This window comes from Providencia huaxiensis, assembly GCF_002843235.3.
GTDB lineage: Bacteria > Pseudomonadota > Gammaproteobacteria > Enterobacterales > Enterobacteriaceae > Providencia > Providencia huaxiensis.
The window spans coordinates 2,106,135-2,128,923 of sequence record NZ_CP031123.2 but is presented as its reverse complement, the minus strand read 5'-3'; the positions used below and the strand labels follow the sequence as shown (position 1 = coordinate 2,128,923).

The window sequence follows — 22,789 nt, the reverse complement described above, 5'->3', positions numbered from 1 at the left end:
TGATGTTCCAAGATCATGTAATCAATAATAACGACACAACGATATAATAATTAACAACCAAAATTCTTAGTAAAACAAGAATGGCTTAGAATAGGATACTCCGATGGCAGGAAATTCAATTGGGCAACTTTTCCGCGTAACCACATTTGGTGAGTCACACGGGGTTGCATTAGGTTGCATCGTCGATGGGGTTCCCCCTGGCTTAGCACTGACAGAAGCAGATTTACAAAAAGACTTAGACCGTCGTCGTCCGGGGACATCTCGTTATACGACAGCGCGTCGGGAGCCTGACCAAGTCAAAATCTTATCTGGTGTGTTTAATGGTATGACAACGGGCACGAGTATTGGTTTACTGATTGAAAATACCGACCAACGCTCGCAAGATTATGGCGCGATTAAAGATGTTTTTAGGCCAGGTCATGCAGACTACACTTACGAACAAAAATATGGCCAGCGAGATTACCGTGGTGGTGGTCGCTCATCAGCACGTGAAACAGCTATGCGTGTTGCGGCAGGTGCGATTGCGAAAAAGTATTTACAAGAAAAGCTTGGTGTGCAAATTCATGGTTGTTTAACGCAAATGGGGTCAGTCGCTTGTGAAATTAAAGACTGGTCAATTGTCGAAGAAAACCCGTTTTTCTGTCCTGATCCAAGCAAGTTAGAAGCACTTGACGAATTATTGCGTGGTTTAAAGAAAGAAGGTGATTCGATTGGTGCTAAAATTACCGTCATTGCAGAGCATGTGCCTGCGGGCTTAGGTGAGCCGGTATTTGACCGTTTAGATGCCGACCTCGCTCATGCGTTGATGAGTATTAACGCGGTAAAAGGCGTGGAAATTGGGGATGGTTTCGGTGTTATTGCACTGAAAGGCAGTGAAAACCGTGATGAAATTACCCGTAATGGTTTCACCTCAAACCATGCAGGCGGCATTTTAGGCGGTATTAGCAGCAGCCAGCCTATTATTGCGCATATTGCGTTAAAACCGACATCCAGTATTACCGTTTCAGGTAAAACACTAAACCGTGATGGTGAAGAAGTTGAAATGATCACCAAAGGGCGTCATGACCCTTGTGTAGGCATTCGCGCAGTACCAATTGCGGAAGCGATGATGGCGATTGTTCTAATGGACCACTATTTACGTCATCGTGGCCAATGTGCGGATGTAACGCCAGCAATGGAACCGTTTGAATAACCGTTTTACTGTGTTTATGTAGTGACAACTGAGCGGCCTATAAGGTCGCTTTGTTGATGATGAAGGTTCGGATGAAGCCTCCTAAAAATACCTCATCTAGGTTGTGATATCACCAAACCTGATTGGCGATATATTCACATCAACATCATGATATTTCTTCTCTTTGGATAGTAAAATGGATTGGCTAACTGCCGTTGCACCTGAAGTTTATGCTTTACTCTTCTTTGTTGCGCTGTTTGCAGGGTTTATTGACTCCATCGCGGGTGGTGGTGGGCTATTAACAATCCCAGCCCTGTTATCTGTGGGAATAACTCCAGTTGAAGCTTTAGCAACCAATAAGTTGCAAGCGGTTGGCGGTTCGTTTTCTTCAACGCTCTATTTTGTCAGGCGAAAAGCCATAGATTTACGAGAGCAATTGTTTCCATTCATTATGACAATGATTGGTGCCATGTTAGGTGCGATTGTTATTCAAATGATTGACACTGCGTTCTTAAAACAACTGTTGCCCATTTTGGTGATTTGTGTCGGTTTATACTTTTTATTAACGCCGTCAATTGGTGTGCAAGACCGTCAACAACGTATCAGTATGCCATTTTTCGGGGTGGCAATTGGGATGACACTGGGTTTTTATGATGGTGCATTTGGTCCCGGAACTGGTTCATTTTTGGCATTAGGTTATGTTTTGTTGCTTGGCTATAACCTTGCTAAAGCCACTGCTCATGCGAAGTTACTTAATTTTGCCTCTAATTTTGGCTCTTTAGTGTTTTTTATTATCGGGGGTCATGTTCTTTGGGCATTAGGTTTTGTTATGCTAATTGGCCAAATGGTTGGCGCTCGTTTAGGTGCGCGCTTGGTATTAACCAAAGGACAGAAACTGATCAGGCCGATGATCGTGGTGATTTCGTTGCTGATGAGTATTAAATTACTCCATGATAGCCATGGTGACGTGATTAAAGCTTGGTTCCTCTCATTATTTTAAGATGATTTAAATTATTCATGAGTACACATAATTATCAGGATCTAATCAATATCTTTGATGAATGCTTTGGTGTGACATATAACACTAGACTGGTAAAAGGGGATGATGAACCCATTTATTTACCTGCAGATGAGGAAGTGCCTTATCACCGAATTGTGTTCGCACACGGCTTTTTCACCAGTGGATTACACGAAATCTCACATTGGTGTATCGCAGGGGAAGCAAGGCGCCAGCAAGTTGATTACGGCTATTGGTATTGCCCTGATGGGCGAGATGAAAAAACACAGTGTGAGTTTGAAGTGGTGGAAATCAAACCTCAAGCGCTAGACTGGCTGTTTTGTGTTGCTGTTGGCATTCCATTTAATGTCAGCTGTGACAACTTAGAAGGGGATTTTGAGCCTGATCGCATTGCGTTTATGCGCAAAGTTCATGCCCAAGTGATGCTTTATTTAGAAAATGGTATCCCTGAGCGCCCATTACGCTTTATTAATGCGTTACAATTGTTTTACAATACGCCACCTCTTTGTGCAGAAGCTTTTCCTTACCCGGAAGATATTTTTGCCTAATGAACACACAATATAGTAAGGATTAAGCATGCTTGCGGATTTAGAAACACGCATACTAACGAAAATTGATGATATGGTTGAACACGCGAGTGATGATGAACTCTTCGCTGGCGGCTATTTGCGTGGTCACTTAACCCTTGCTGTGGCTGAGCTGGAAGAAGAAAACGAAACCAGTTCTGAAGCATTATACCAACGTGTTGAAGTCAGTATTCAAAATGCCATCAAAGCTGGTGAATTGACACCACCAGACCAAGTACTGGTATTAGATATGTGGAAAAGCTTATTAAATAACGCAATTTAATTTATTGTGTTATGCATTATCTGTTGAGTTCTGCATGAAAAGCGGGGAAACCCGCTTTTTTGTTAGCTAAATTTTGTTGTGAGTACACATTATGGCGAATGTTCGTTTAGCAACCCCCCTTGATGCTAAATCCCTTCCTACGGTGGAAGCTTCCGCAGGGCAGGCGTTCACGAGTATCGAAAAATATCAATGGCTTGCTGAAGGTGATGGGCAAACAGAGCAAGACCACCTCGGTTTTATTTCTGAGCAATTAGAGTGGGTGGCTGTGAATGATTGTGATGAACCAATTGGTTTTATCAATGCTGAAAGTCACCATACTAGCCTGCATATTTGTGAAGTGTCTGTTTGCCAGCAATGGCAAGGACAGGGGCTGGGTAAGAAGCTGATTAAGCAGGTTCTTGATGCCGCTTTGGCACGCAAAATCACGGTAGTGACATTGACCACTTGCCGCGATGTGCCTTGGAATGCACCTTATTACCAACGCTTGGGTTTTAAAATTCTTGAAATTAATGAGCTAACCACCGAGTTACAGGCTATTTTACAGTCTGAGGTCGATGCAGGGTTTGCTGCTGAAGACCGCTGTGCAATGGCTATCTCATTAACTTAATGCATTAATATTAGTGTATTAATAAGGGAGTTTAATAGGGCGACCTAATAATAATTTCCTTACCCAAAAACGGTTTGGGTTGAGTTCTGCAAGGGTTTCATCATCGAGCGGGAGTACTTGCCCAAAAATTTGAGCAGCCAGCAATTCCGCACAAAGTGGTGCAGTTGATAACCCTCTTGACCCCAATGCCCCAAAAATAAATAAATTTGGGTGCACAGGAGCGAGTCCAATAGGCTGTTTGTTGGCGATTTGAGTGGGTAAATCGTGATAGAGTGCCAAATGTTGTTCGAAATCAGGCACATTGCCTAATAAAGGAAAATGGTCGCGAATAACACAACGAATACCTTGGCGTGAATGTTGCTGTGAAATATCGATGTCCCTAGGCCAAGTTACATCGGGTAGGTTATCAACCAGTTTCTGGCGGTTTCCTTGCTGCTCCTCTTCACTATAATCGAAATCAAGCCGTTCACGTTGGTAGCTAGCGCCTAAGCAATGTTGTGTACCAGTGGCATCGGCTGGTGTTAAATACCCTTCAAAACACAAAACATTTTTCAGTTGTTGTAGGGTGTGATTGGTTGGAATATGGCTGACTTGCCCACGTACAGGCGAAATGGGTAAATTAACGGTTTGAGCAAATTGGCGCAGCTTGTGCCCATTAGCAATGATGACAGTTGAGTGAACACGTGTTAGCTGTTTGTGTTGTGCAGTTTCAATTAATAACTGCCAATTTTGTTCTGTTTGTTTTAATTCAACGACATTATGTTCAAAACAGAAGGTGACACCCTGCTGTTGCAAATATTGTTGTAAACTCTCACACAGTTGGGCAGGGCACAACCATCCTCCAGACGCGTAGTGAATACCATCATGGTTGACATCAACGCCGCAAATATCACTCAGTTGCTGACGATTTTTACCAATCGCAAAATCATCAGGCCACTCAGTTTCTAACATTCCTGCTATTTTGTGAGCAATTTTGTCGTTATAAGCGAGTTGGCTTACGCCACACCACTGGCCTTCAAATGTGAGCCCTTGTTTTGCTAATTGGTGATAAAAGCGAGAGGCAAAGGGGAAAGCACTGACAAAAAAACGCTCAAGTGGGTCGTTATTACCGGTGAGTAAGGGGTAAATAGCCCCTTGGCGATTGCCGGAAGCATTCTGTGCAACTTGGGCATCTTGGCAGAATAAGGTGACTTTAGCACCGCGGTTATGAAGGGCGTAGGCCACCGTTAAACTGGCAAGCCCGCCGCCAATGATAGCAACGTCAGTTGGGTTATCGGCTTTTCGTCTTGCAAACCAAGGCGTTGGGATATCAATTTCTTTTTCGGCTAATACGCCAGTTAACATTTCTCGCTTGTTGCCAAAGCCTTTAACCTTTTTAAGGGTGAAGCCAGCTTGCTGTAGGCCTCTTTTAACTGAACCTGCCACAGTAAATGTCGCAAAAGTCCCATTGAGGCGGGCTAACTTTGCCATGTTAGTGTACAGCTGTTCACTCCACATTTCGGGGTTTTTTGAGGGGGCGAAACCATCTAAAAACCATGCGTCTATCTTGTTGTTTAAGTTGTTTTTCAGTAAAGATATTTGCTCATTAACATCGCCAAACCATAAATCTAATATGATATGGCCATTTTCTAATATGATCCTCTGGTTGCCTGGTAGAGCTTGTGGCCAACTTTCACAAAGGGTTTGCGATAAGCCAGCAAGTTCAGGCCAACAGCGATGTGCAGCGATTAAATCTGTTTTTGTTAAAGGGTATTTTTCGAAGCTGATGAAATGTAATTGCTGTAATGCTGCATTGGGGTTTTCGGCTTTAAACTGATTAAAAGATTGCCACAATGCTAGGAAATTCAAACCCGTACCAAACCCAGTTTCAGCAATGACACAGGTTGCAAAAGGGTGCGTCGCAAAGCGGCCAGGAAAATGATTCCCTTGCAAAAACACATGTCGAGCTTCTTCTAAGCCATCTTGGTTAGAAAAATAGATATCTGCAAACTGTTCAGACATGGGAGTGCCTTCGTCATTCCAACTCAGGCGTGCGGTTTGTACAGCGTTCTTTTTCACGATATGCCTACACTTTTTATATAATCCCTAAATTTTACCGCTGATATCACTGTAAGGCTACCGCAATAAAAAAGTCTTATCCGTGTCATAAAGAAAAAAATACAAATATTTACCCTGATCGGACTTGTTCAGCGTACAAGTGTAAGCTAAAGTGACATCCTGTAATCCCGCAATCATATAATTATAGTCATGAGGTAACGAATGAAGCGTGCAGTCATCACTGGTCTAGGTATTGTTTCCAGCCTTGGTAATAACCAGGAAGAAGTACTGGCTTCTCTGAAGGAAGGTCGTTCCGGGATCACTTTCTCAGAAGAATTCAAAGAGGCAGGGCTACGTAGCCATGTCTGGGGTAATGTCAAAAATTTAGACCCAAAAGACTTAATCGACCGTAAAATTTTCCGTTTTATGAGTGATTGCTCCGCCTATGCTTATTTATCGATGGAACAAGCGATTGCGGATTCAGGTTTAGCTGAAGAACAAGTTTCAAATTTACGTACAGGTATCGTTGTTGGCTCTGGTGGTGGTTCTCCACGTAACCAAGTGGCGGGTTCTGACGGTATGCGTGCTAAAGGTTTACGTGGTGTGGGCCCATACATGGTGACCCGTGCAATGGCATCGGGTATTTCTGCCTGTTTAGCGACTCCATTTAAAATCAAAGGCGTAAACTACTCAATCAGTTCTGCATGCTCAACATCAGCGCACTGTATCGGCCATGCAGTTGAATTAATTCAATTAGGCAAACAAGATGTGGTTTTCGCGGGTGGCGGTGAAGAGCTGAGCTGGGAAATGACCTGTGAGTTTGATGCGATGGGCGCATTGTCGACTAAATACAATGAAACGCCAGACAAAGCATCAAGAACTTACGATAAAGACCGTGATGGTTTCGTTATCGCAGGTGGTGGTGGTATCGTTGTTGTCGAGGAATTAGAACATGCGTTAGCGCGTGGTGCACATATCTACGCTGAAATTGTCGGCTATGGTGCGACCTCTGACGGTGCAGACATGGTTGCCCCATCAGGTGAAGGTGCGGTGCGTTGTATGCAAATGGCTATGCAGGGTGTTGATAAAATTGATTATATCAACACACACGGTACGTCAACACCAGTGGGTGACACCAAAGAGTTAGAAGCTATCCAAGAAGTGTTTGGTAGCCATTCTCCTGCAATTTCTGCAACGAAAGCGATGAGTGGCCACTCATTAGGTGCAGCGGGTGTACACGAAGCGATTTACAGCTTACTGATGTTAGAGCACGGCTTTATTGCACCAAGCATTAACGTCGAAAATTTAGACGAGAAAGCTGCTGGCTTGAATATCGTGACTAAACCAACGGAACAAGAGTTGGAAACCGTCATGTCTAACAGCTTTGGTTTCGGTGGAACTAACGCCACATTAGTGATGAGCAAATACAAAGCGTAATTTGTATTAGGCTAACGTATTAAATAAGCGAGAACTTCGGTTCTCGTTTTTTTTCAATAAGTTATTGTTGGAGTATCACTTTATTAAATTATAGAAGTGATTAGCATGAGATACTCAATTCAACTTCTAAAAATAAATTGAATTGAGGCGTGTTAATATGAATATCAAGCATTATTTCGTAATGTTAAGCAATAGCTCGACGAAGATGATTAAAGAGTATGAGAAAAGTAATAGCACTGAAATTAAAATAAAGCTATTAAAGAAACATCTTTTAAAGGTGATGAATGTTTATAATGCACGTGGTTGGAATATTAAAGAAAAAGATAAGAATAAGATAGATAAGGCAATTAATGTATTAGATAATATAATTCATAATGAGTTTCTTAAATCTAATTTAAATAAAAATGGTATTGCTAGTTCAGTGGAAATTAAATCTCATCATCTTCTTGACCGCATTTCACTACATTATGATTCGTCATGTCGTCAGTTAGGAAGAAAAGATATAGATTATATTTTTTTTGATGGGGTAGATCGAAATAATTTAATGTCTACTAATGTTAATATTGATTTTTCTAACTCAACATTATCTGGCGCGATAATAAAATATGATGGAAATAAAGCACTAGTTAGAGCTGATTTCTCTAATGCAAATCTGAATGATGTAAAGATTAAATTGCCCATTAAATTAGGTGTTGATTATGATTTCACGGGAGCCAAATTAAATAATACAGACATTGAAATAGGTATCCCTAGTGGAAATTTAAGTGAGGTAAACTTAGTGTCTTTATTTGGTGAGGACGGTAATTACATTAACAGTAGTGCTTTCAAATCAATACTAACAATTAATGATAAAAATATAAAATTAGGATTGTTGAGTGAACTAAATAAAGCTTATGAGTCAAATCGTAAATATTTTGAAAAGCATAAAAATGTGGAAGCTGAGTTTTTAAAGCAATATAACTATTTTAAACAAATGGTTGATTAAATAAAGCTTTGCCCCAAATTCACTGGGGCAAAGTTTTACAGAGATTGTATGAACACTTAATTATGATGAAACCGCGGAATGTTTACGTTTACGAATACGCTTTACAATCGGTGGTAGAATTAGCACTAATACCGCAAGTGTTAATAAGCTTTGAGAAATCGTACTGCTCCAAAGAATATCGAAATTACCATTACTAATGGACAGTGAACGGCGTAAGTTTTGTTCTAACATTTCACCGAGTACAAACCCTAAAATTAATGGAGAAAGTGGGAAGTTCATTTTTCGTAGAATAAACCCAAATACACCTAGCCCCATCATGAGTAACAAATCAAACGTTGTACTATGAACGGCATATACCCCTACAGCAGAAATGCAAGCAATAGCAGGGACTAAAAACCATAATGGAACTGTTAGCATTCGTGTGAATAGGCCAATTAATGGAATATTCATGATGAGCAGAACCACGTTAGCAATCAACAGAGCCGCAATTAACCCCCAAACAATATCAGGTTGCTCAGTAAACATCCCTGGGCCTGGGGTGATATTATAGAGCGTTAGCGCCCCCATCATTACCGCTGTGGTTCCTGAACCCGGCACACCAAGGGTTAACATTGGGATAAATGAGCCACATGCAGAGGCATTATTGGCCGCTTCTGGTGCGGCAACACCACGCACATCGCCATTACCAAAATCCCCTTTTTCACCACTAATTTTCTTTTCAGTCATGTAGGTGATAGCACTGGCGATGGTGGCACCGGCTCCCGGTAAAACGCCAACAAAGAAACCGATAAAAGAGGAGCGTAAAGCTGGACCTGCACACGCTTTAGCTTCTTTGCGATTGAATAGCATTCGGCCTGTTTTGCGGATCAGCCCTTGGCCTGTCGCGGTACCTTCGAGCATCAATAAAATTTCGCTGACAGAGAACAAACCAATAACCACGACGATAAACTGTACGCCATCTGATAAATGTACGCTATCAAACGTAAAACGATATTCCCCAGAGTTGGCATCCACCCCCACAGTGGCAAGTGATAGACCAATTAGTGCAGCCAGTAGTGATTTAATTGGGTTTTGGCTCATCATGCTACCTAAGCAGGCAATGGCAAAAACCATTAAGGCGAAATATTCGGCAGGACCAAAGGCGAGTGACCATTGAGCAAGCAAAGGAGCGAATAGAATTATCCCTACAATTGCAATCGTTGAACCAATAAATGAACTGACCGCGGAAATAGAGAGCGCAACGCCACCTTTTCCCTGTTTTGCCATAGGATAACCATCTAGCGTGGTCATGATTGCTGCGGCATCGCCGGGGACATTAAGTAAGATTGATGATATGCGTCCTCCATATTCACAGCCTAAATAAACCGTGGCGAGTAAGATTAATGCAGACTCAGCCGGTAATTTAAGCGCAAAAGCCAACGGCAGTAAAATTGCCACGCCATTGATAGGGCCGAGGCCGGGAAGCATGCCCACGATTGTTCCGATAAAACAGCCAATTAAGGCGATCAAGATATTTTGAGGAACCAGAGCGACCTCAAAACCTTGCGATAGGTACATCCAAGTTTCCATGACTTCGCTCCTTAACTTAGCAGGCTGCCAATAGGCAAGGTAACATCTAGCCATTTATCAAAGGCATAGAACAAAAAGATACCTAAGACCGGACCCGAAATAATCGCGGCAATAGGTGTCGCACCAAATAGCAGGGCGATACTGATGGTGACTAAACTGGTTGCAATTGGAAACCCTAACCATTCAAAAGCCCATGCATAGATAACAAGTGCAATGACTAATAAAACTAGACGACGTAATACATAGGGTTTTGGCCACTCAACGGCTTCTTGCTTGCCAAATAATAAGGCAAGAGCACAAAGGGCCATTAAGGAGAGTATGACAACCGGAAAAGGGCGGGGGCCCAGTGGTTCATAGGTAAACTCACTTTGGATCCCCCAACCAATATAAATTCCGATAGCACACAGTATTAGCCAAACTATGGCAAATATGCGTTGGCTCATCGTTCACTCCGTTATTTAGCTAAACCGAAAGCGCGGGCTTGTTCACGATACTGCTCAATTTCTTTTTTGACATAGCTATCGAGTTCTTGCCCGGTTAAGTTGTATTCAAATAAACCACGGAGTTCGCGTTGTTTTTTGAATTCGTCGGTTTGTTGCAGTTTTTGGAAGGCTTCAACCCATTGGTTATAATCGGCATCAGACACTTTGGGGCCCATATAGAAACCGCGAATGATTGGCCAGACAATGTCATACCCTTGTTCTTTTGCTGTAGGGATATCGGATAACCCATCACCAAGGCGTTTGTCTGCATAGACGGCAAGAATACGAATTTTACCTTCATTGATATATGGGGTCATTTCGCTGATATCCCCTGAAAGTACTTGAATATGGTTGCCCAGTAGCGCGGTTAAGGTTTCACCACCGCCCTCAAAAGCCACATAACGCATTTTGCGAGGGTCAATGTCTATCGCTTTTGCGAGTAAAGCGGTTTTCATCCAATCTTGGCTACCAATAGATCCTCCCGCACCAAACACGATGCTGTTAGGGTCTTTCTTGAAGGTATCCATTAAATCTTTAAGGTCTTTATAAGGGGAGTCTGCACGAACCGCAATCATGCCGTAGTCACTACCAACGCTGGCAAGCCAACGCACGTCATTTTCGTTATAGCGGCCAAATTTACCTTGTGCAAGGTTGAGTAATGAGCCTCCTGAGAACGCGACGATGGTGCCGGGTTCTGCAGGGCGCTGAGCAACAATAGCGTTATAAGCAACCGCGCCAATACCGCCAGGCATATAGGTCACTCGCATCGGTTTTTCAATTTCTTTGGTTTCAAGAAGAGACACTTGTACTAACTTACAAGTTAAATCAAAACCACCTCCAGGTTTGGCGGGGGCAATACATTCTGTACGTTCAGGTAGGGCGTTTGCAGGGTTGATGCCAACTAAAAATATTGCTGTTGCTAAGGCCTTCAGTGTGAATTTTTTCATTCTTTTTTCCTTACTAAGACAATAATTAGAGGTAAAAATTGTTTACTTCTTGTTGTATTCGTATGACATCATTGCCCTATGAAGCTTTCATTTACCTTTCATTAACAAATATTATTATTTTTATGTGATATATATCAGATTGTTTTGTATTTTTGCTTTTTTGTTATGTTAACTTAATGTTAATTTAATCACGTTAATGGTGTTTACTGATAATAGTTGTGATGGATACAGTAAAAATGGTCACATTTGCTTTCCATTCATCCAATGGAATGCCAACGTATACTGATAAATAATTATAATGAGTATGCGGAATGAGAATTTTATTGGTTGAAGACCATGACGAATTGTCATTATGGTTACAAAAAGCGTTATCGTCATCCGGGTTTGCGGTTGATGTTGCCAGTGATGGCGCGATAGCAGACCAACTATTACAAACCGAACACTATGAATTAGTCGTGTTAGATGTATCACTTCCGAGAATGAGTGGGCTTGAGGTATTGGCGCAAATGCGCAAGCGTCATCAAGAAACCCCTGTCTTGTTATTAACGGCGAATTCAGACGTAGCCGACCGTGTGCAAGGGCTAAATGCAGGGGCTGATGACTACTTGACGAAACCTTTTGATATTGCGGAATTAGAAGCACGCCTTCGCGCTTTATTGCGACGCAGCCAAGGGAAAGTCAATGAGTCACAACAGTTTGGGTTACTGAGTTACCATGAGGATGGCTATTTTCTATTAGGCGAAGAGCCTCTAGGCTTAACACCAAGAGAATATGCGGTGTTAAACACCTTATTTCATCGACGAGGACGTCCTGTTTCTAAAATGCAATTATTTGAACAGGTTTTTTCGTTGTCAGATGAAGCCAATTTACAAAGTATTGAGTTATATGTTCATCGTGTAAGAAAAAAGCTTGCCGGTTCAGACGTTAACATCAATACCTTACGCGGATTGGGATACCGATTAGAGCAGTGTAGTGTATGAAATTAGTCTCTCATCCACGCTCTCTCTTTCATCAGTTGCTGCTCTTTTTCGGTATCCCGCTCATTTTGTTGGGAAGTTTCTCGGTTTATACCCACTATTACAGTGCAAAAAATGCCGCAAACTTAGCCTATGACCGAACCTTATTAGCTTCAGCACGAACCGTCGCGGAACGCTTGCAAGTCGTTGATGGTCATCTCTCTGTGAGCGTGCCTTATGTCGTGCTTGATAGTTTCGAATTAAATAATAATGACCGAATTTTTTATCAAGTGATCTCCCCTGATGGTGAAACCATCTCTGGTTATGATGATTTACCACCAATTCCCCCTTATTGGATGCGTTCACAACACTATACTGCGCTAGTTTATTTTTATGATGCGCAGTATAAGGGGCTTCCTATTCGTATTGCTGCGTTTTATCAACCGATTAACGAAGGTGGGATAACAGGAATGGTTGAAATCCGAGTGGCGGAAACGGTCTATTCACGGCAAGATCTCGCTAACCAATTGTTAATCTCTGCCCTGATGAGCCAAGGTACGGTGGTATTATTAACCTTGGCCCTTGCCTATATCCTACTGAGTAAGCTACTGGCACCGTTGAAAAAATTGTCCCATTTAATGCTAGGCCGTTCTGCTAATGATTTAACCCCATTGCCAGATTTACTGCCGTGGTCTGATTTATCACCACTCATTGATGCATTAAATCGTTATATTTCCCGCCTAAAGCGGATGGTTAGGCGACAAGAGCGATTCAGTGCAGATGCTTCTCATCAACTTAAAACGCCACTAACTGTTCTCAAAACTCAAGTTTCCGTAGCGATTAATAGTACGGACGAAACCCAACGGCAACAGAGTTTGCAAGCCATTGAAAAAACGCTCGATAATACGATTATCCTGACGGATAGGCTCTTGCAGCTATCGCGATTAAAAGCTCATGAAAAAGAGGCGATTACACAGTATCGAGCCATAAATTTGGTAGAAATTGTTCATCAAGTTTGTTTTACTCGTCTGCCCCAAGCTGAAAGCCAAAATATTGATTTAGGTTATGAAGGCGCGGAAACAGCATGGATCAAAGGCGAGCCGATTTTATTAGCAGAGATGTGTGCAAATCTAATTGATAATGCCATCAAATATACACCCGAAAATGGGGTGGTCACCGTCCGTGTGGTTAGCAGTGACGACCATCTTCATTGGGTCTTGGAGGTGGAGGACTCGGGGCCTGGGATCCCTGATGCTAAAATTAACCGTTCTATGGAAGCCTTTACGCGTTTAAATAATGCGCTAGGGAAGGAAGGGGCAGGGCTTGGGTTGGCGCTCGTGAAAGATATTGCAAGCTATCATGGTTCTGAGCCTCAATTATTAAAAAGTAAATTACTCAATGGATTGTTGGTCAGAATCCCATTCAAAGCCAGCCAAGCGCCGTTATAAGAGAAACCACCTAGTAAAATAGGTGGTTTAAATAACAGCAAACTGCAACTGGCGGTAATAAAAATACGTGTTAGTTGCGTAATGGTGCAAATATAGGCGTTGATTTACTATGCAATGGTTGGTGGTTTACATCACTTGTTATCGTGTCTTGTGGAAACTCTGCGATGATTGACGATAATAGAGATTCTAGGTCTTTATCATTTCCATCGCTATCAGCGAAGTTGAGATTGATTTTATCTGATCCCTTGTTAATCGTGGTTTCAATTGACATTACTTTTGTTTTTTTGTTAATTAATTCAATAAGTAGTGGTGTGATCTCTGAAGAAATTGATTTCTTATCTTTATTTTCCGAATGGGTATAAATATATTGAGATATCTCTTTTTCTGTCTGAGCAATTTGTTTCTCTAAAGAATGTATATCATTAATGTATTCTACTATTTCTGCATGCCCTTTTGAGTTATACAGTTTTGTTAACGACCCTAATTGGTCAGTTAAGCCTAATAATGTATACATTTTATCTTGAACCGTTTGGTAATATGTATTTTCATCAATCGTAGACGACGCTGATTTTAAGGGGATCTTTATACGAATGTTAGAAATTAAACTATTTATTTCATTTTTCAATAGCTTCTTTTCCACGGCTAGCATGTAGATATTATCTTTATTTTCACCAAAGTTATTAATGTAAGAACCTACCTTATTTGGCTGAGAAAATTGTTGTAGATGATTATTAAACTCTAAGTTAATAAATTTTTGGAGAGTTTTTGCCCTAAGTAATTCATCAGAAAACTGCGTCGCTAACTCGTCAATGCTATCATGGGTCTTTTTCTCCTGAACTAACATCCTATTTTTAATGATATAACTTGCTAAATCTTCTTTTATATTCAGTATGTTTTTTTCTAGCTGAGCCCTGTGGATCAAGTATGTGGATTGGTCGTAATATAAACCCGCCTCTTTTTTTATTTCTATGTTGATACGTAATTCAATCTTATTGAATAATTTTTCTAATTTATTTTCTATATCTTGCTGGTATTCTTTCTGTCTATCAGAGTGATGTGTGAATAGCTTATCAACGGGTAATATATGATTTTCCAGTTTTTTTTGAGCGTCAATTTTTAAATTTTTTAAATTATCAGCGGATTTGGATAACTCAGTTAGTAATTTAAACTCTTTATTTTTTTGAAAATGGCTTTCAAGATAGTTACTGTCGAAACCTTTGTCTTGTTCAATGTAATTATGAACATCATCTAAGTATTCAAAATTTTTGATTTTATCAAAACTATGGTGTAAATATTGAATTTTCGCATATTGAGTATTTAGTTTTGTCGTGTGTTTTATTAATTTATTGATGGTATTATTGCTAGAGGAGTGCATTGCTCCTTCATTATTAAGTTTTTTTAGCAGTTTTTCTATGTTATTTTTACTTTCTTTAGCGTTTGCGTATAAATTATGTATATCTTCTTCTGCATAAAATGTTTTTTGCATAAGTCTAAGCCTAGACTGCATGTTTTCAGTGGCTTTATGCAGATATTTTTGGGATAAATTGTAACTATTATTTAGGTTGGTGTTAATTTGGTTAAGCTCTGAACTTATGGCGTTTAGAATAATAGGATTTTCTTGATGTGAAATTTCATTAGGAAAAATAAAATGACCGTTAATATCATTCAGTAAACTCGATAAATCAGCTCCATATCGGTCAATTAAATTGGATTTATTGAGACTCATAGACTCTGAAGTTCCTGAAATCGTATAATGGCCTTGCTTATTTGTATGTTTACTGTGTAAAAACTGTAGCGTTTCGAAATTTTTCTCTTGGTTTTCGGCTTGTTTGTGAAGTTTATACTCTATGTTTTTTAATTCATTCAATTCATCAGAACCCGTCGTCTTAAATTTATGTTTTAAATTATCAATTTTATTAAGTAAATGACGAATTCTTGTACTATTCTGTTCTGTATTCTCTCTAATGCTTTGATATGTTTTTTCTAGGTAAATGATATTTTGGGGTGGTTTTTTACTAATTGATAAAATTGTTGAATAGTCTATCTCCTTATATATATCTTGAATTTTTATACTTCCCAATGATTTATGGTCTTTATTAAATATTGAAATCATAGTAAACACTCCTTGTTAATAGATTATTTAAATCTGCAGATGTGCAGACGCAAATAAAATATAATCTAACGATAGGAGGAAGACTAATTTTTATTTAGTATGGAAATCTCATTAATATAATCAAAAATCATTAGCTAATAATTTTTTAGTTATATTATAAGTGGGTGCTATAAAAGATATTTTGCGTGGATGTAAAATGATAATTGTAGACGGATGAAGGCGCTAAAGTTAATTAGCGCCTTAGAGTCATGACTTATTGATTTAACATACTAAAGTCCCACTCTTTTAGGGCTTTGATTGAGTCATCATCTAAGTATTTAGCACCAAGTTTAAGGTAATCATGGGCTTTTTGGATATCTTCTTTACTCTTGTTACCGACCCAGCCGTTATAATACATATAAGCAAGCTTGTATTTTGCCATTGCATGGTGGGTGCCTTGTTCTAGGCTTGTAATGTCATAATATTTCGCTGCTCGGACATAATCTTTTGGTATGCCTTGGCCAAAATAGAGCATGTCACCAGCGAGGTGAGCCGTATTACTGTCATTTTGTTGCGCACCTAAATCAAAATAATAAAGTGCTTTAGGGAAGTCTTTTTCAATGCCGCGTTCGTTATCTTTACGATACAGATTGCCTAAAATATTATAAGCACGAGGATAGCCATTTTTCCCTGCTAATTCATAATAATAGATCATCTTTTGCGTATCTTCAGGCACACGTTCACCACGCGCATAGGCGACACCTAAGGAGAAGGCTGACATTTTGTCACCGGCCTCAGCTTCGACGCGCTGTTTTTCAATTTGCTCGGCAAAGCGGCCATATTTCTCATAGGCTTTTTCATCGGCAACTTGTTTCTCAATCGCTTGTTTGTCTTGGGCTGAAAGTGTATCCAGTAGCTCGATGGAACTTGGTTTTTTATCAAGTAGCAATGCATAGTAATAGGCCTGCTTGGCATCACCTTTTTCTACATAAGCCTGATAAATCGAACCAAGTGCATGAGTTGGATGGTAATTTAGCGAAATTTGGTACCATTCGATGGCTTTGTCGATATTTTGATCAACATTACAATCACCTTTTAAATAGATGGTTCCCATCTCTTCGGAAAGGCTCTCAGGATAATGGATATAATGTTTGTCGGTATTTTTCTGGAAATTGCTTTTCTCAATCCACTCCTTCAAATATCGGCTCGCTTTATCCATGTCGACATTATCGCTGTTACTACAGTATTGGCCAGGATAATAGATTTGATAGAGTTTTTTCGTTGCCGCTAAATCACCCTTATCATAAGCCCGTTGTAAATAGGCTAAGGCTTTAGCGTTATCACTATTTACATAATAGTAATACAAGTTCACCAATGCTACGGTACGATTGTTTTCTTCACTGAGTAGCAATGCTAAATACTTTTGTTCATCTTTGGGGCGATTAAGCTCCCTTTTTGTATTTTTGATCCCATCTCGATATAAATTCACCAATGCATTGAAGGCGTTATTAGAAAGCGCCTCATCGGTTGATTTTATCCCTTCTTGAAGATATTGAATTGCTAAATCATATTCAGGAGAGTTCGTGAGAATTTTGTTATCATATAAATACGTTTCGGCTAATTGAACTTTAGAGAAAAGGTCACCTTTCGCTGTGCCATCAATATAATTTTGGCGTTTTGCTTGGTTATCTTCAGTCACGGAATCAAGAGGTTGATAAGCGGCTAAATTGCCAGCGTCGATACTTTTCTTATACCAACCTTGCGCTGCTAGGCTTCGGCCGCGTGTACTATACCAATCCCCGAGTTTAATATAAGCGGTGGTATCACCTTTTTGGGCAGGAACCACGAGGGTTTCATAGGCTTCAATATAATCATCAACCCGTTTTGGATTAGAATGTTTTCTTAGATAAACAATGGCTTCGTCCCAATCAGGTTCCATTACCCAAGCATTTTTTTCTTCATTCAGTACGCCCATATATCGCATTTCACTATAGAGCGCGATGGCGTAGTCATTGCCTTCATCACTCGCTTGTTTTAGGTATTTAGCCGCTTCTAAAAGGTCTTCTTTGACACCTTGCCCATAGAAATAAGCTCGACCCACTTTGTATTTCGCAGAAGGGCTATCATTGAGCATTTTCATGCCAATATCATAATCATCCATATATTTGATGAATTCATTGCCCCAACTTCCTGCTTTTAGGTAATACTCACGTGCTTTTTGTCGGTTAAGCTCAACAAGCTGGCTGCCTTTTAAATACTGGTGTGCCAGTTTACGGGTATAGTCTTTACTGCCAATGGCGGCTAATTGGTCGTAATAACCTAAGATTTTTGCTTTATTTGCATTGATAAATTGATCTTGTTGGTAATAATCAATAAGCTCTTCAAGCGCACTTTCTTGATTGAATTTTGCACTTTTCTCTAAATATTCAAGCCACTTTTTCTGATCGATTTTCTGCCCATAGTTACCATATTTATAAGCATTGGCGAGTGTACGTAACGCATCTGGGTCATTCTGTTTCAATTTTCTTGAATATTGGCAAACGAAGCTTTGGATTTTTCAATTTCTCTTTTACGTGATTTTAAGAAGCTAAAATCAGGATCAGAAATCTGATTGTAATAGGAGAGGGCGGTGTCATAATTGGCATCTTCCCCGTAGTTACCTTCTTGGTATATTTCCCCTAATTCATATAAGCAGCGGTTGTTTTTGAGTGCAGCACATTTTTTATATTGAGAAATTAAATCTTTTGCGCTAAGCCCAGTAATTTTTTGGAAGCGAGATTTATAATATGCCTTATCATTGTGGTAAGTGACGCCATCAAGGTTCTGTGCGATATATAAATAAGCCGATGAACTACCTAATTCTCCTGCTTTTAAAATATAATCGTACAATGGTTTTATTTCAGCATCACTTAAAGAGTCAACATTCGTTAATTGAGTAAGCTTGTTTATCCCATATAAATAGGTGATATCAGCATCATTATTAATAAGCGGTTCAATTAATTTTTGAGCCTCAACATTGTTATCATATAAGGCAAGTTGCACTAATATTTTTTTTGTGTCAGCTCGGTTTAAGCCTGTTTTTAATAAAATATCTTTAGCGATTTGTAACTGGCTTGGAAGTAATTCGGCTCGTGCTTGGGATGAATGGAGCACATTGACTATCAAGTTAGCTATTTTATTGGTTTCTGTTGGGCGATATTTTAATAATGCAGCAGCATAATAAACTTGGCTATTATAATTTTGCTTGATTGATTTTTCGTATAAATCAAAAGCCTGATCACTATTTTTTTCAGCATCTTCCTTTAGTAAATAGTCAGCATACAAATAAGCTAAGGAATAATTTTCGCGTTTAATCACATCCTCTTTGAGGATATCGATAATCGTTTTTTCATCGATAAGTGCTTTAATATCATAGCGATAATATATTTGAACCAATAAGCGCTCAGCGGTTGATGGGTAACCGTTTTCATTAAGGTTGTCGATGAGTAATTTAGCGGCTTTCTGCACATCCTGCTTAGTACCAAAAGCATTAATATAATAACGCGCTAATTGCATCTGGGCATCATAAGTGGGGTCAATGCGATTTGCTTTTTCTAAAGCGGTGAAGGCTTTTTCTGGCGAAAATAATGGGCTACCTTTAACACTATAAACATCACTTGCCGCCACTAACGCTTCCGCAGAGTTCGGGTACTTTTCCATTAAAATAGGGGTATATTTGGCGACAATATCACTCAGTTTTTTGTTTGGAAAATCGTAACTGGAAATTGCTCTCTGGTTGATGATAACAAGTGCGTTTAAATCACCAAGGTCTGCGGCAGCGGTGAGATATTTTTCAGCTAAAGCGTCATTTCGCTTAACATCGCTAAATGTACGGCCAGAATACACGTTATAGGCTTGATACATCGCGGGAGGGTATTGACCATCAGCGGCATCAGTTAAATCCTGAATACGGTCGGTATCAGCTTTGTAATTTAAATATAAGGCTTTAGGTTTTTTTGCGTCTACAAGGGGGCGGATATAAGCCATTGCACGGTTTTTATTTCTCCGAACACCATCGCCAGTCATGTATTTTTGGTACAACACATAGATGGCGTTCTCATCACCACGGCTTGCCCGCTCTTCTAAATTAGAAATGACCTTTTGTTTTTCTTCTTCTGTTTGTGAACCATACAATGATAAAGCTCCAGGTTCTAATTCATCCGCGTCAGAAATGTATTCTAATGCAGAGGAGAAAGAGAGGCGCTCGTACTTTTTAGCGAGTGATGGGTTCGGTGGCACACCGTTACCGCCATCCTTATAAATCGAGGCAAGCAGCATAGCGGGTAAGGGAAAATCGTTGCTGACAAGTGGCGTTAATATATCAACGGCTTTCTTACTGTCATTGTCAAAGTCATGGGCGATATAACCTAAAGCAAATTTGGCCAGTTTTGAGCCTTGGTCAGAAGCTAAAGTGAAATATTGGCGAGAAAGTTCAATATTTTGTGGAACTTCTTCGTATTTATCAGCTAAATAAATACCACCAACCATTTCTTGTGCTTCTTTTACACCGAGATCAGCCGCTTTCGTTAAAGAAGCTAACCCGTTTTCATCTGTAGAAGTGTCTTCTATCATGTGCTTATAGCGGAAAAAACCAAGGTTATATAACGCATTTTTATTGTTAGCTTCTGCTGCCTTAATTAACCAGTTTTGAGCTGCCACATCATCGACATTTGTACCAATACCGTCTTTATACATCATGGCTAATGCAAAAGCGGATTGTGAGTCTTGCTCTGCTGTTTTTTGGAACTGTTCAAAGGCAGCTTGAGACTCACCTTGTTGATATAAATCATAGCCTAATTGGGAGGGAGAGGATGGGTTGGTGTTATTGATAAAATAAATGCCAGTGGCTACAGCAATTATTATCAATATGAACAACCCAACTTTAAACGGCTTAGTCATTGTTATTCCTTATTATAGTGGTTACTTGCCACGCTCCATTTAGATTTATCGCGTTATCACGGCTTATTGAGTGGAGTTACTACTCCTAAAGGGGTATTTAATTTTGTTTAAGTCTAATTGTAATTCCAGAAGATTCAATCGGATTTTCCCTTATCTGGAAAATGGTAATCCGATAAATCATATCAATGATGAGCGAATTAAAGGTGAATTGAAGATATTTTAAATGTCACAAAGTATGAATGGTGAAGAAAATTAAGGAGAAATTGAAGAGGAAATAGAGGGGATTTCAAACATAGCCCCACAGAGTGGGGCATATGAGTGACGACATTGCATTTATTGCTTTTATAATTCTATTCTACTGGCAAGAATCCTCTTGAACCACCTTTTTTTCACGGCGGAATAATTCTGTCAGTGGAGTACGTAATTGTTGCGCTAACATTACCCCGAGTAAGACCACACCACCACCGATTAAATGGTAGCTTTTTAATTCTTCACCCAAGGCGAAAATGGCAATAATGGCGGTAAATACAGGGGCAAGGTTCATAAATATGGAGGTTGTATTTGCGCCGAGTTTTATAACCCCTTTGATCCATAAAGCTGGGGCGATGATAGAAGCTGCAATACCTGCAAATACCACTAAACCAATATTTTGGCTGTTCAGAGAGACATCTTCAGCTAATAAGAAATTAGGGAGCAGCATGATCACGCCAAAGAAAATTTGAACGTAAAGGGCATCCCAACTCGATAACTGAATTGACCAACGCTTAGTCAGAACACCGTACAGGGCGTATGCCGCAGACGCAACCAACATCATGGCTTCCCCTTGGCCTAAGCCTTGAGAGAACAACGCACTTGGGCTTCCTTGGCTCACTAGCCACACTAATCCACATAATGAGAGGATTGAACCTAGCACAATCCCCACGGTAGGAATAACGCGTAGCACAAAGATACTAATAATGACTGTCAATAATGGGATCAACGAGTTCATAATTCCCATAAAGGTGGCACTCACGCTATGTGCGGCATAATAAGCCAAGCTTTGGTATAACATCATCCCTAAAGCGCCTAAAATGGCGAGTTGCCACCAATGTTTCATGACCATTTTAAAATTTCGAAGCACAGAACGTAATACAAAAGGGGTCATGACAAGAAATGCCAGTGCCCAACGGTAAAATGAGATTGCCGCAGGGTCAATGGCAGTTGATGCCGCTTTGTTAACAATGGCGTTAATTGACCATAATAAAACCGCGATTAGCGGAAAAAGAAGATTTTTCATTAAAACACTCTCCCATATTGAATGGGCGCTAGTATACATCTGTCCGATTTTTTATATATACTGATAACCAGACAATCGATAACGCTTTTCAGACAGGACTATGGAAAACTTAAAATCAGACATTTGGCAAATCAGTGAATGTAATATTGCAGAACCCGAATTGGTGGCTTTTCGGCACGAGCAAACGGCAGCTCTCACTGAGTATAAATCCCATTCGCACCCCTTTGGACAAATGCTGTATGTGGTTTGTGGCATCATGGAAATGGAGGTGGCAGGTCAACATTATTTAGCACCACCAGAATTTTGCATTTGGATCCCAGCGAACATTTCCCATGCTAGCTTTAATAAAGAAAGTGTCAAATTTCGGATCATAGATTTTGCACATGAATACAACCAAGTGCTCGCCCAGCGGCCTTGTGTGATTAAGCTTAGCCCTATATTTCAATCAATTATGACGGACATGTATCAACGCGGTATTGTTCAACCTGAAACCGCGCAAGACTTGCGTTTGGCGCATGTGTTGATTGACCAATTTCCATTGTCTTCCTGCCAAGACACCTATTTGCCTGTTTCAAAGGACAAATTTCTTGCCCCCATTTTATTAGAGTTACAAAGCGACCCAGCCGATAACACGACGTTAGCACAATGGGCAAAACGCTATTACACATCGGAACGCACGTTATCAAGACGTTGCCAGCAGGAGCTAGGCATGTCATTTAGTGAATGGCGCCAACGCTTGCGATATCTACATGCGGTTGCAGGGCTAGAAAAAGGGAAGAGTGTACATGAAGTCGCACTGGATGTGGGATATAGCTCCGCATCCGCTTTTATTGCAATGTTCCAGCAAATATCTGGCGTGACACCAGACCGTTTTCGAGTGAAAGAATTTGCCGTAGAAGGCAACCTCTAATAGGCATCTGGCTTAAACCGTGGCAAAATATTATTCCACTTATCTATATAAATAACGACACAAAACA

At 40.2% G+C, this 22,789-nt stretch carries 18 protein-coding genes; 10 read left to right on the top strand and 8 right to left on the bottom strand.

Going from position 1 to position 22,789, the window contains the following annotated elements; translation table 11 throughout:
* Nucleotides 1-103 precede the first annotated feature (103 nt).
* The 5 genes from aroC (at nucleotide 104) to CYG50_RS11600 (ending at nucleotide 3,645) form a co-directional block, all read left to right on the top strand.
* On the top strand, nucleotides 104-1,192 hold the full coding sequence (gene aroC, locus CYG50_RS11620) for a chorismate synthase (RefSeq protein WP_102137605.1): 1,089 nt from the start codon (nucleotides 104-106) through the stop codon (nucleotides 1,190-1,192).
* 175 nt (nucleotides 1,193-1,367) lie between these two features.
* On the top strand, nucleotides 1,368-2,171 hold the full coding sequence (locus CYG50_RS11615) for a TSUP family transporter (RefSeq protein ID WP_004912371.1): 804 nt from the start codon (nucleotides 1,368-1,370) through the stop codon (nucleotides 2,169-2,171).
* 17 nt (nucleotides 2,172-2,188) lie between these two features.
* Nucleotides 2,189-2,737: an elongation factor P hydroxylase gene (locus tag CYG50_RS11610; RefSeq protein WP_102137606.1), complete on the top strand. Its 549-nt coding sequence runs from the start codon at nucleotides 2,189-2,191 to the stop codon at nucleotides 2,735-2,737.
* 28 nt (nucleotides 2,738-2,765) lie between these two features.
* Entirely contained in the window at nucleotides 2,766-3,038 is a 273-nt protein-coding gene (locus CYG50_RS11605) for a YfcL family protein (protein ID WP_102137607.1), read from the top strand.
* 91 nt (nucleotides 3,039-3,129) lie between these two features.
* Nucleotides 3,130-3,645: a GNAT family N-acetyltransferase gene (locus CYG50_RS11600; RefSeq protein WP_102137608.1), complete on the top strand. Its 516-nt coding sequence runs from the start codon at nucleotides 3,130-3,132 to the stop codon at nucleotides 3,643-3,645.
* Nucleotides 3,646-3,663: 18 nt separating this feature from the next.
* Here the strand turns inward: CYG50_RS11600 and mnmC are convergent, their stop codons facing one another.
* On the bottom strand, nucleotides 3,664-5,703 hold the full coding sequence (gene mnmC / locus CYG50_RS11595) for a bifunctional tRNA (5-methylaminomethyl-2-thiouridine)(34)-methyltransferase MnmC2/FAD-dependent 5-carboxymethylaminomethyl-2-thiouridine(34) oxidoreductase MnmC1 (protein WP_102137609.1): 2,040 nt from the start codon (nucleotides 5,701-5,703) through the stop codon (nucleotides 3,664-3,666).
* Between the two features lie 201 nt (nucleotides 5,704-5,904).
* Between mnmC and fabB the strand changes: the two genes are divergently transcribed.
* Together fabB and CYG50_RS11585 are read left to right on the top strand one after the other, a co-directional pair.
* Nucleotides 5,905-7,119: a beta-ketoacyl-ACP synthase I gene (gene fabB, locus CYG50_RS11590; protein WP_102137610.1), complete on the top strand. Its 1,215-nt coding sequence runs from the start codon at nucleotides 5,905-5,907 to the stop codon at nucleotides 7,117-7,119.
* Between the two features lie 157 nt (nucleotides 7,120-7,276).
* Nucleotides 7,277-8,104, top strand: coding sequence for a hypothetical protein (locus tag CYG50_RS11585; protein ID WP_102137611.1), 828 nt, complete (start codon nucleotides 7,277-7,279; stop codon nucleotides 8,102-8,104).
* A gap of 60 nt (nucleotides 8,105-8,164) precedes the next feature.
* Here the strand turns inward: CYG50_RS11585 and CYG50_RS11580 are convergent, their stop codons facing one another.
* From CYG50_RS11580 to CYG50_RS11570, 3 genes are read right to left on the bottom strand one after another with little or no spacing between them, the layout of a single operon-like run.
* The gene (locus tag CYG50_RS11580) at nucleotides 8,165-9,673 is read right to left on the bottom strand and encodes a tripartite tricarboxylate transporter permease (protein WP_102137612.1); all 1,509 of its coding nucleotides are present in this window, start codon (nucleotides 9,671-9,673) and stop codon (nucleotides 8,165-8,167) included.
* A gap of 11 nt (nucleotides 9,674-9,684) precedes the next feature.
* Nucleotides 9,685-10,116, bottom strand: coding sequence for a tripartite tricarboxylate transporter TctB family protein (locus tag CYG50_RS11575; protein WP_102137613.1), 432 nt, complete (start codon nucleotides 10,114-10,116; stop codon nucleotides 9,685-9,687).
* An 11-nt stretch (nucleotides 10,117-10,127) separates the two neighbouring features.
* Entirely contained in the window at nucleotides 10,128-11,102 is a 975-nt protein-coding gene (locus tag CYG50_RS11570; protein WP_094962690.1) for a Bug family tripartite tricarboxylate transporter substrate binding protein, read from the bottom strand.
* Nucleotides 11,103-11,413: 311 nt separating this feature from the next.
* Here CYG50_RS11570 and tctD point away from each other — a divergent pair, with 311 nt between their 5' ends.
* Together tctD and CYG50_RS11560 are read left to right on the top strand one after the other, a co-directional pair.
* Nucleotides 11,414-12,082, top strand: a complete 669-nt coding sequence (gene tctD / locus CYG50_RS11565) for a transcriptional regulator TctD (protein WP_094962689.1) — start codon at nucleotides 11,414-11,416, stop codon at nucleotides 12,080-12,082.
* Nucleotides 12,079-13,506 (top strand): sensor histidine kinase, encoded by a 1,428-nt coding sequence (locus CYG50_RS11560; RefSeq protein WP_102137614.1) that lies wholly within the window; start codon nucleotides 12,079-12,081, stop codon nucleotides 13,504-13,506. The genes tctD and CYG50_RS11560 overlap by 4 nt, the downstream gene beginning before the upstream one ends.
* A 70-nt stretch (nucleotides 13,507-13,576) precedes the next feature.
* On the opposite strand, the gene CYG50_RS11555 is transcribed toward CYG50_RS11560, so the two are convergent.
* The 4 genes from CYG50_RS11555 to CYG50_RS11545 form a co-directional block, all read right to left on the bottom strand.
* Entirely contained in the window at nucleotides 13,577-15,619 is a 2,043-nt protein-coding gene (locus CYG50_RS11555) for a coiled-coil domain-containing protein (RefSeq protein ID WP_102137615.1), read from the bottom strand.
* A 253-nt stretch (nucleotides 15,620-15,872) separates the two neighbouring features.
* The gene (locus CYG50_RS23110; protein ID WP_238706849.1) at nucleotides 15,873-18,119 is read right to left on the bottom strand and encodes a tetratricopeptide repeat protein; all 2,247 of its coding nucleotides are present in this window, start codon (nucleotides 18,117-18,119) and stop codon (nucleotides 15,873-15,875) included.
* Complete coding sequence (locus CYG50_RS23105) at nucleotides 18,116-20,536, bottom strand: tetratricopeptide repeat protein (protein WP_238706848.1); 2,421 nt, start codon at nucleotides 20,534-20,536, stop codon at nucleotides 18,116-18,118. Before CYG50_RS23105 ends, CYG50_RS23110 begins: the two co-directional genes overlap by 4 nt.
* A gap of 355 nt (nucleotides 20,537-20,891) precedes the next feature.
* Complete coding sequence (locus CYG50_RS11545; RefSeq protein ID WP_102137616.1) at nucleotides 20,892-21,812, bottom strand: DMT family transporter; 921 nt, start codon at nucleotides 21,810-21,812, stop codon at nucleotides 20,892-20,894.
* Between the two features lie 100 nt (nucleotides 21,813-21,912).
* On the opposite strand from CYG50_RS11545, the gene CYG50_RS11540 reads away from it, so the two are divergent.
* The gene (locus tag CYG50_RS11540) at nucleotides 21,913-22,722 is read left to right on the top strand and encodes an AraC family transcriptional regulator (RefSeq protein WP_102137617.1); all 810 of its coding nucleotides are present in this window, start codon (nucleotides 21,913-21,915) and stop codon (nucleotides 22,720-22,722) included.
* The last annotated feature ends 67 nt before the right edge of the window (nucleotides 22,723-22,789 follow it).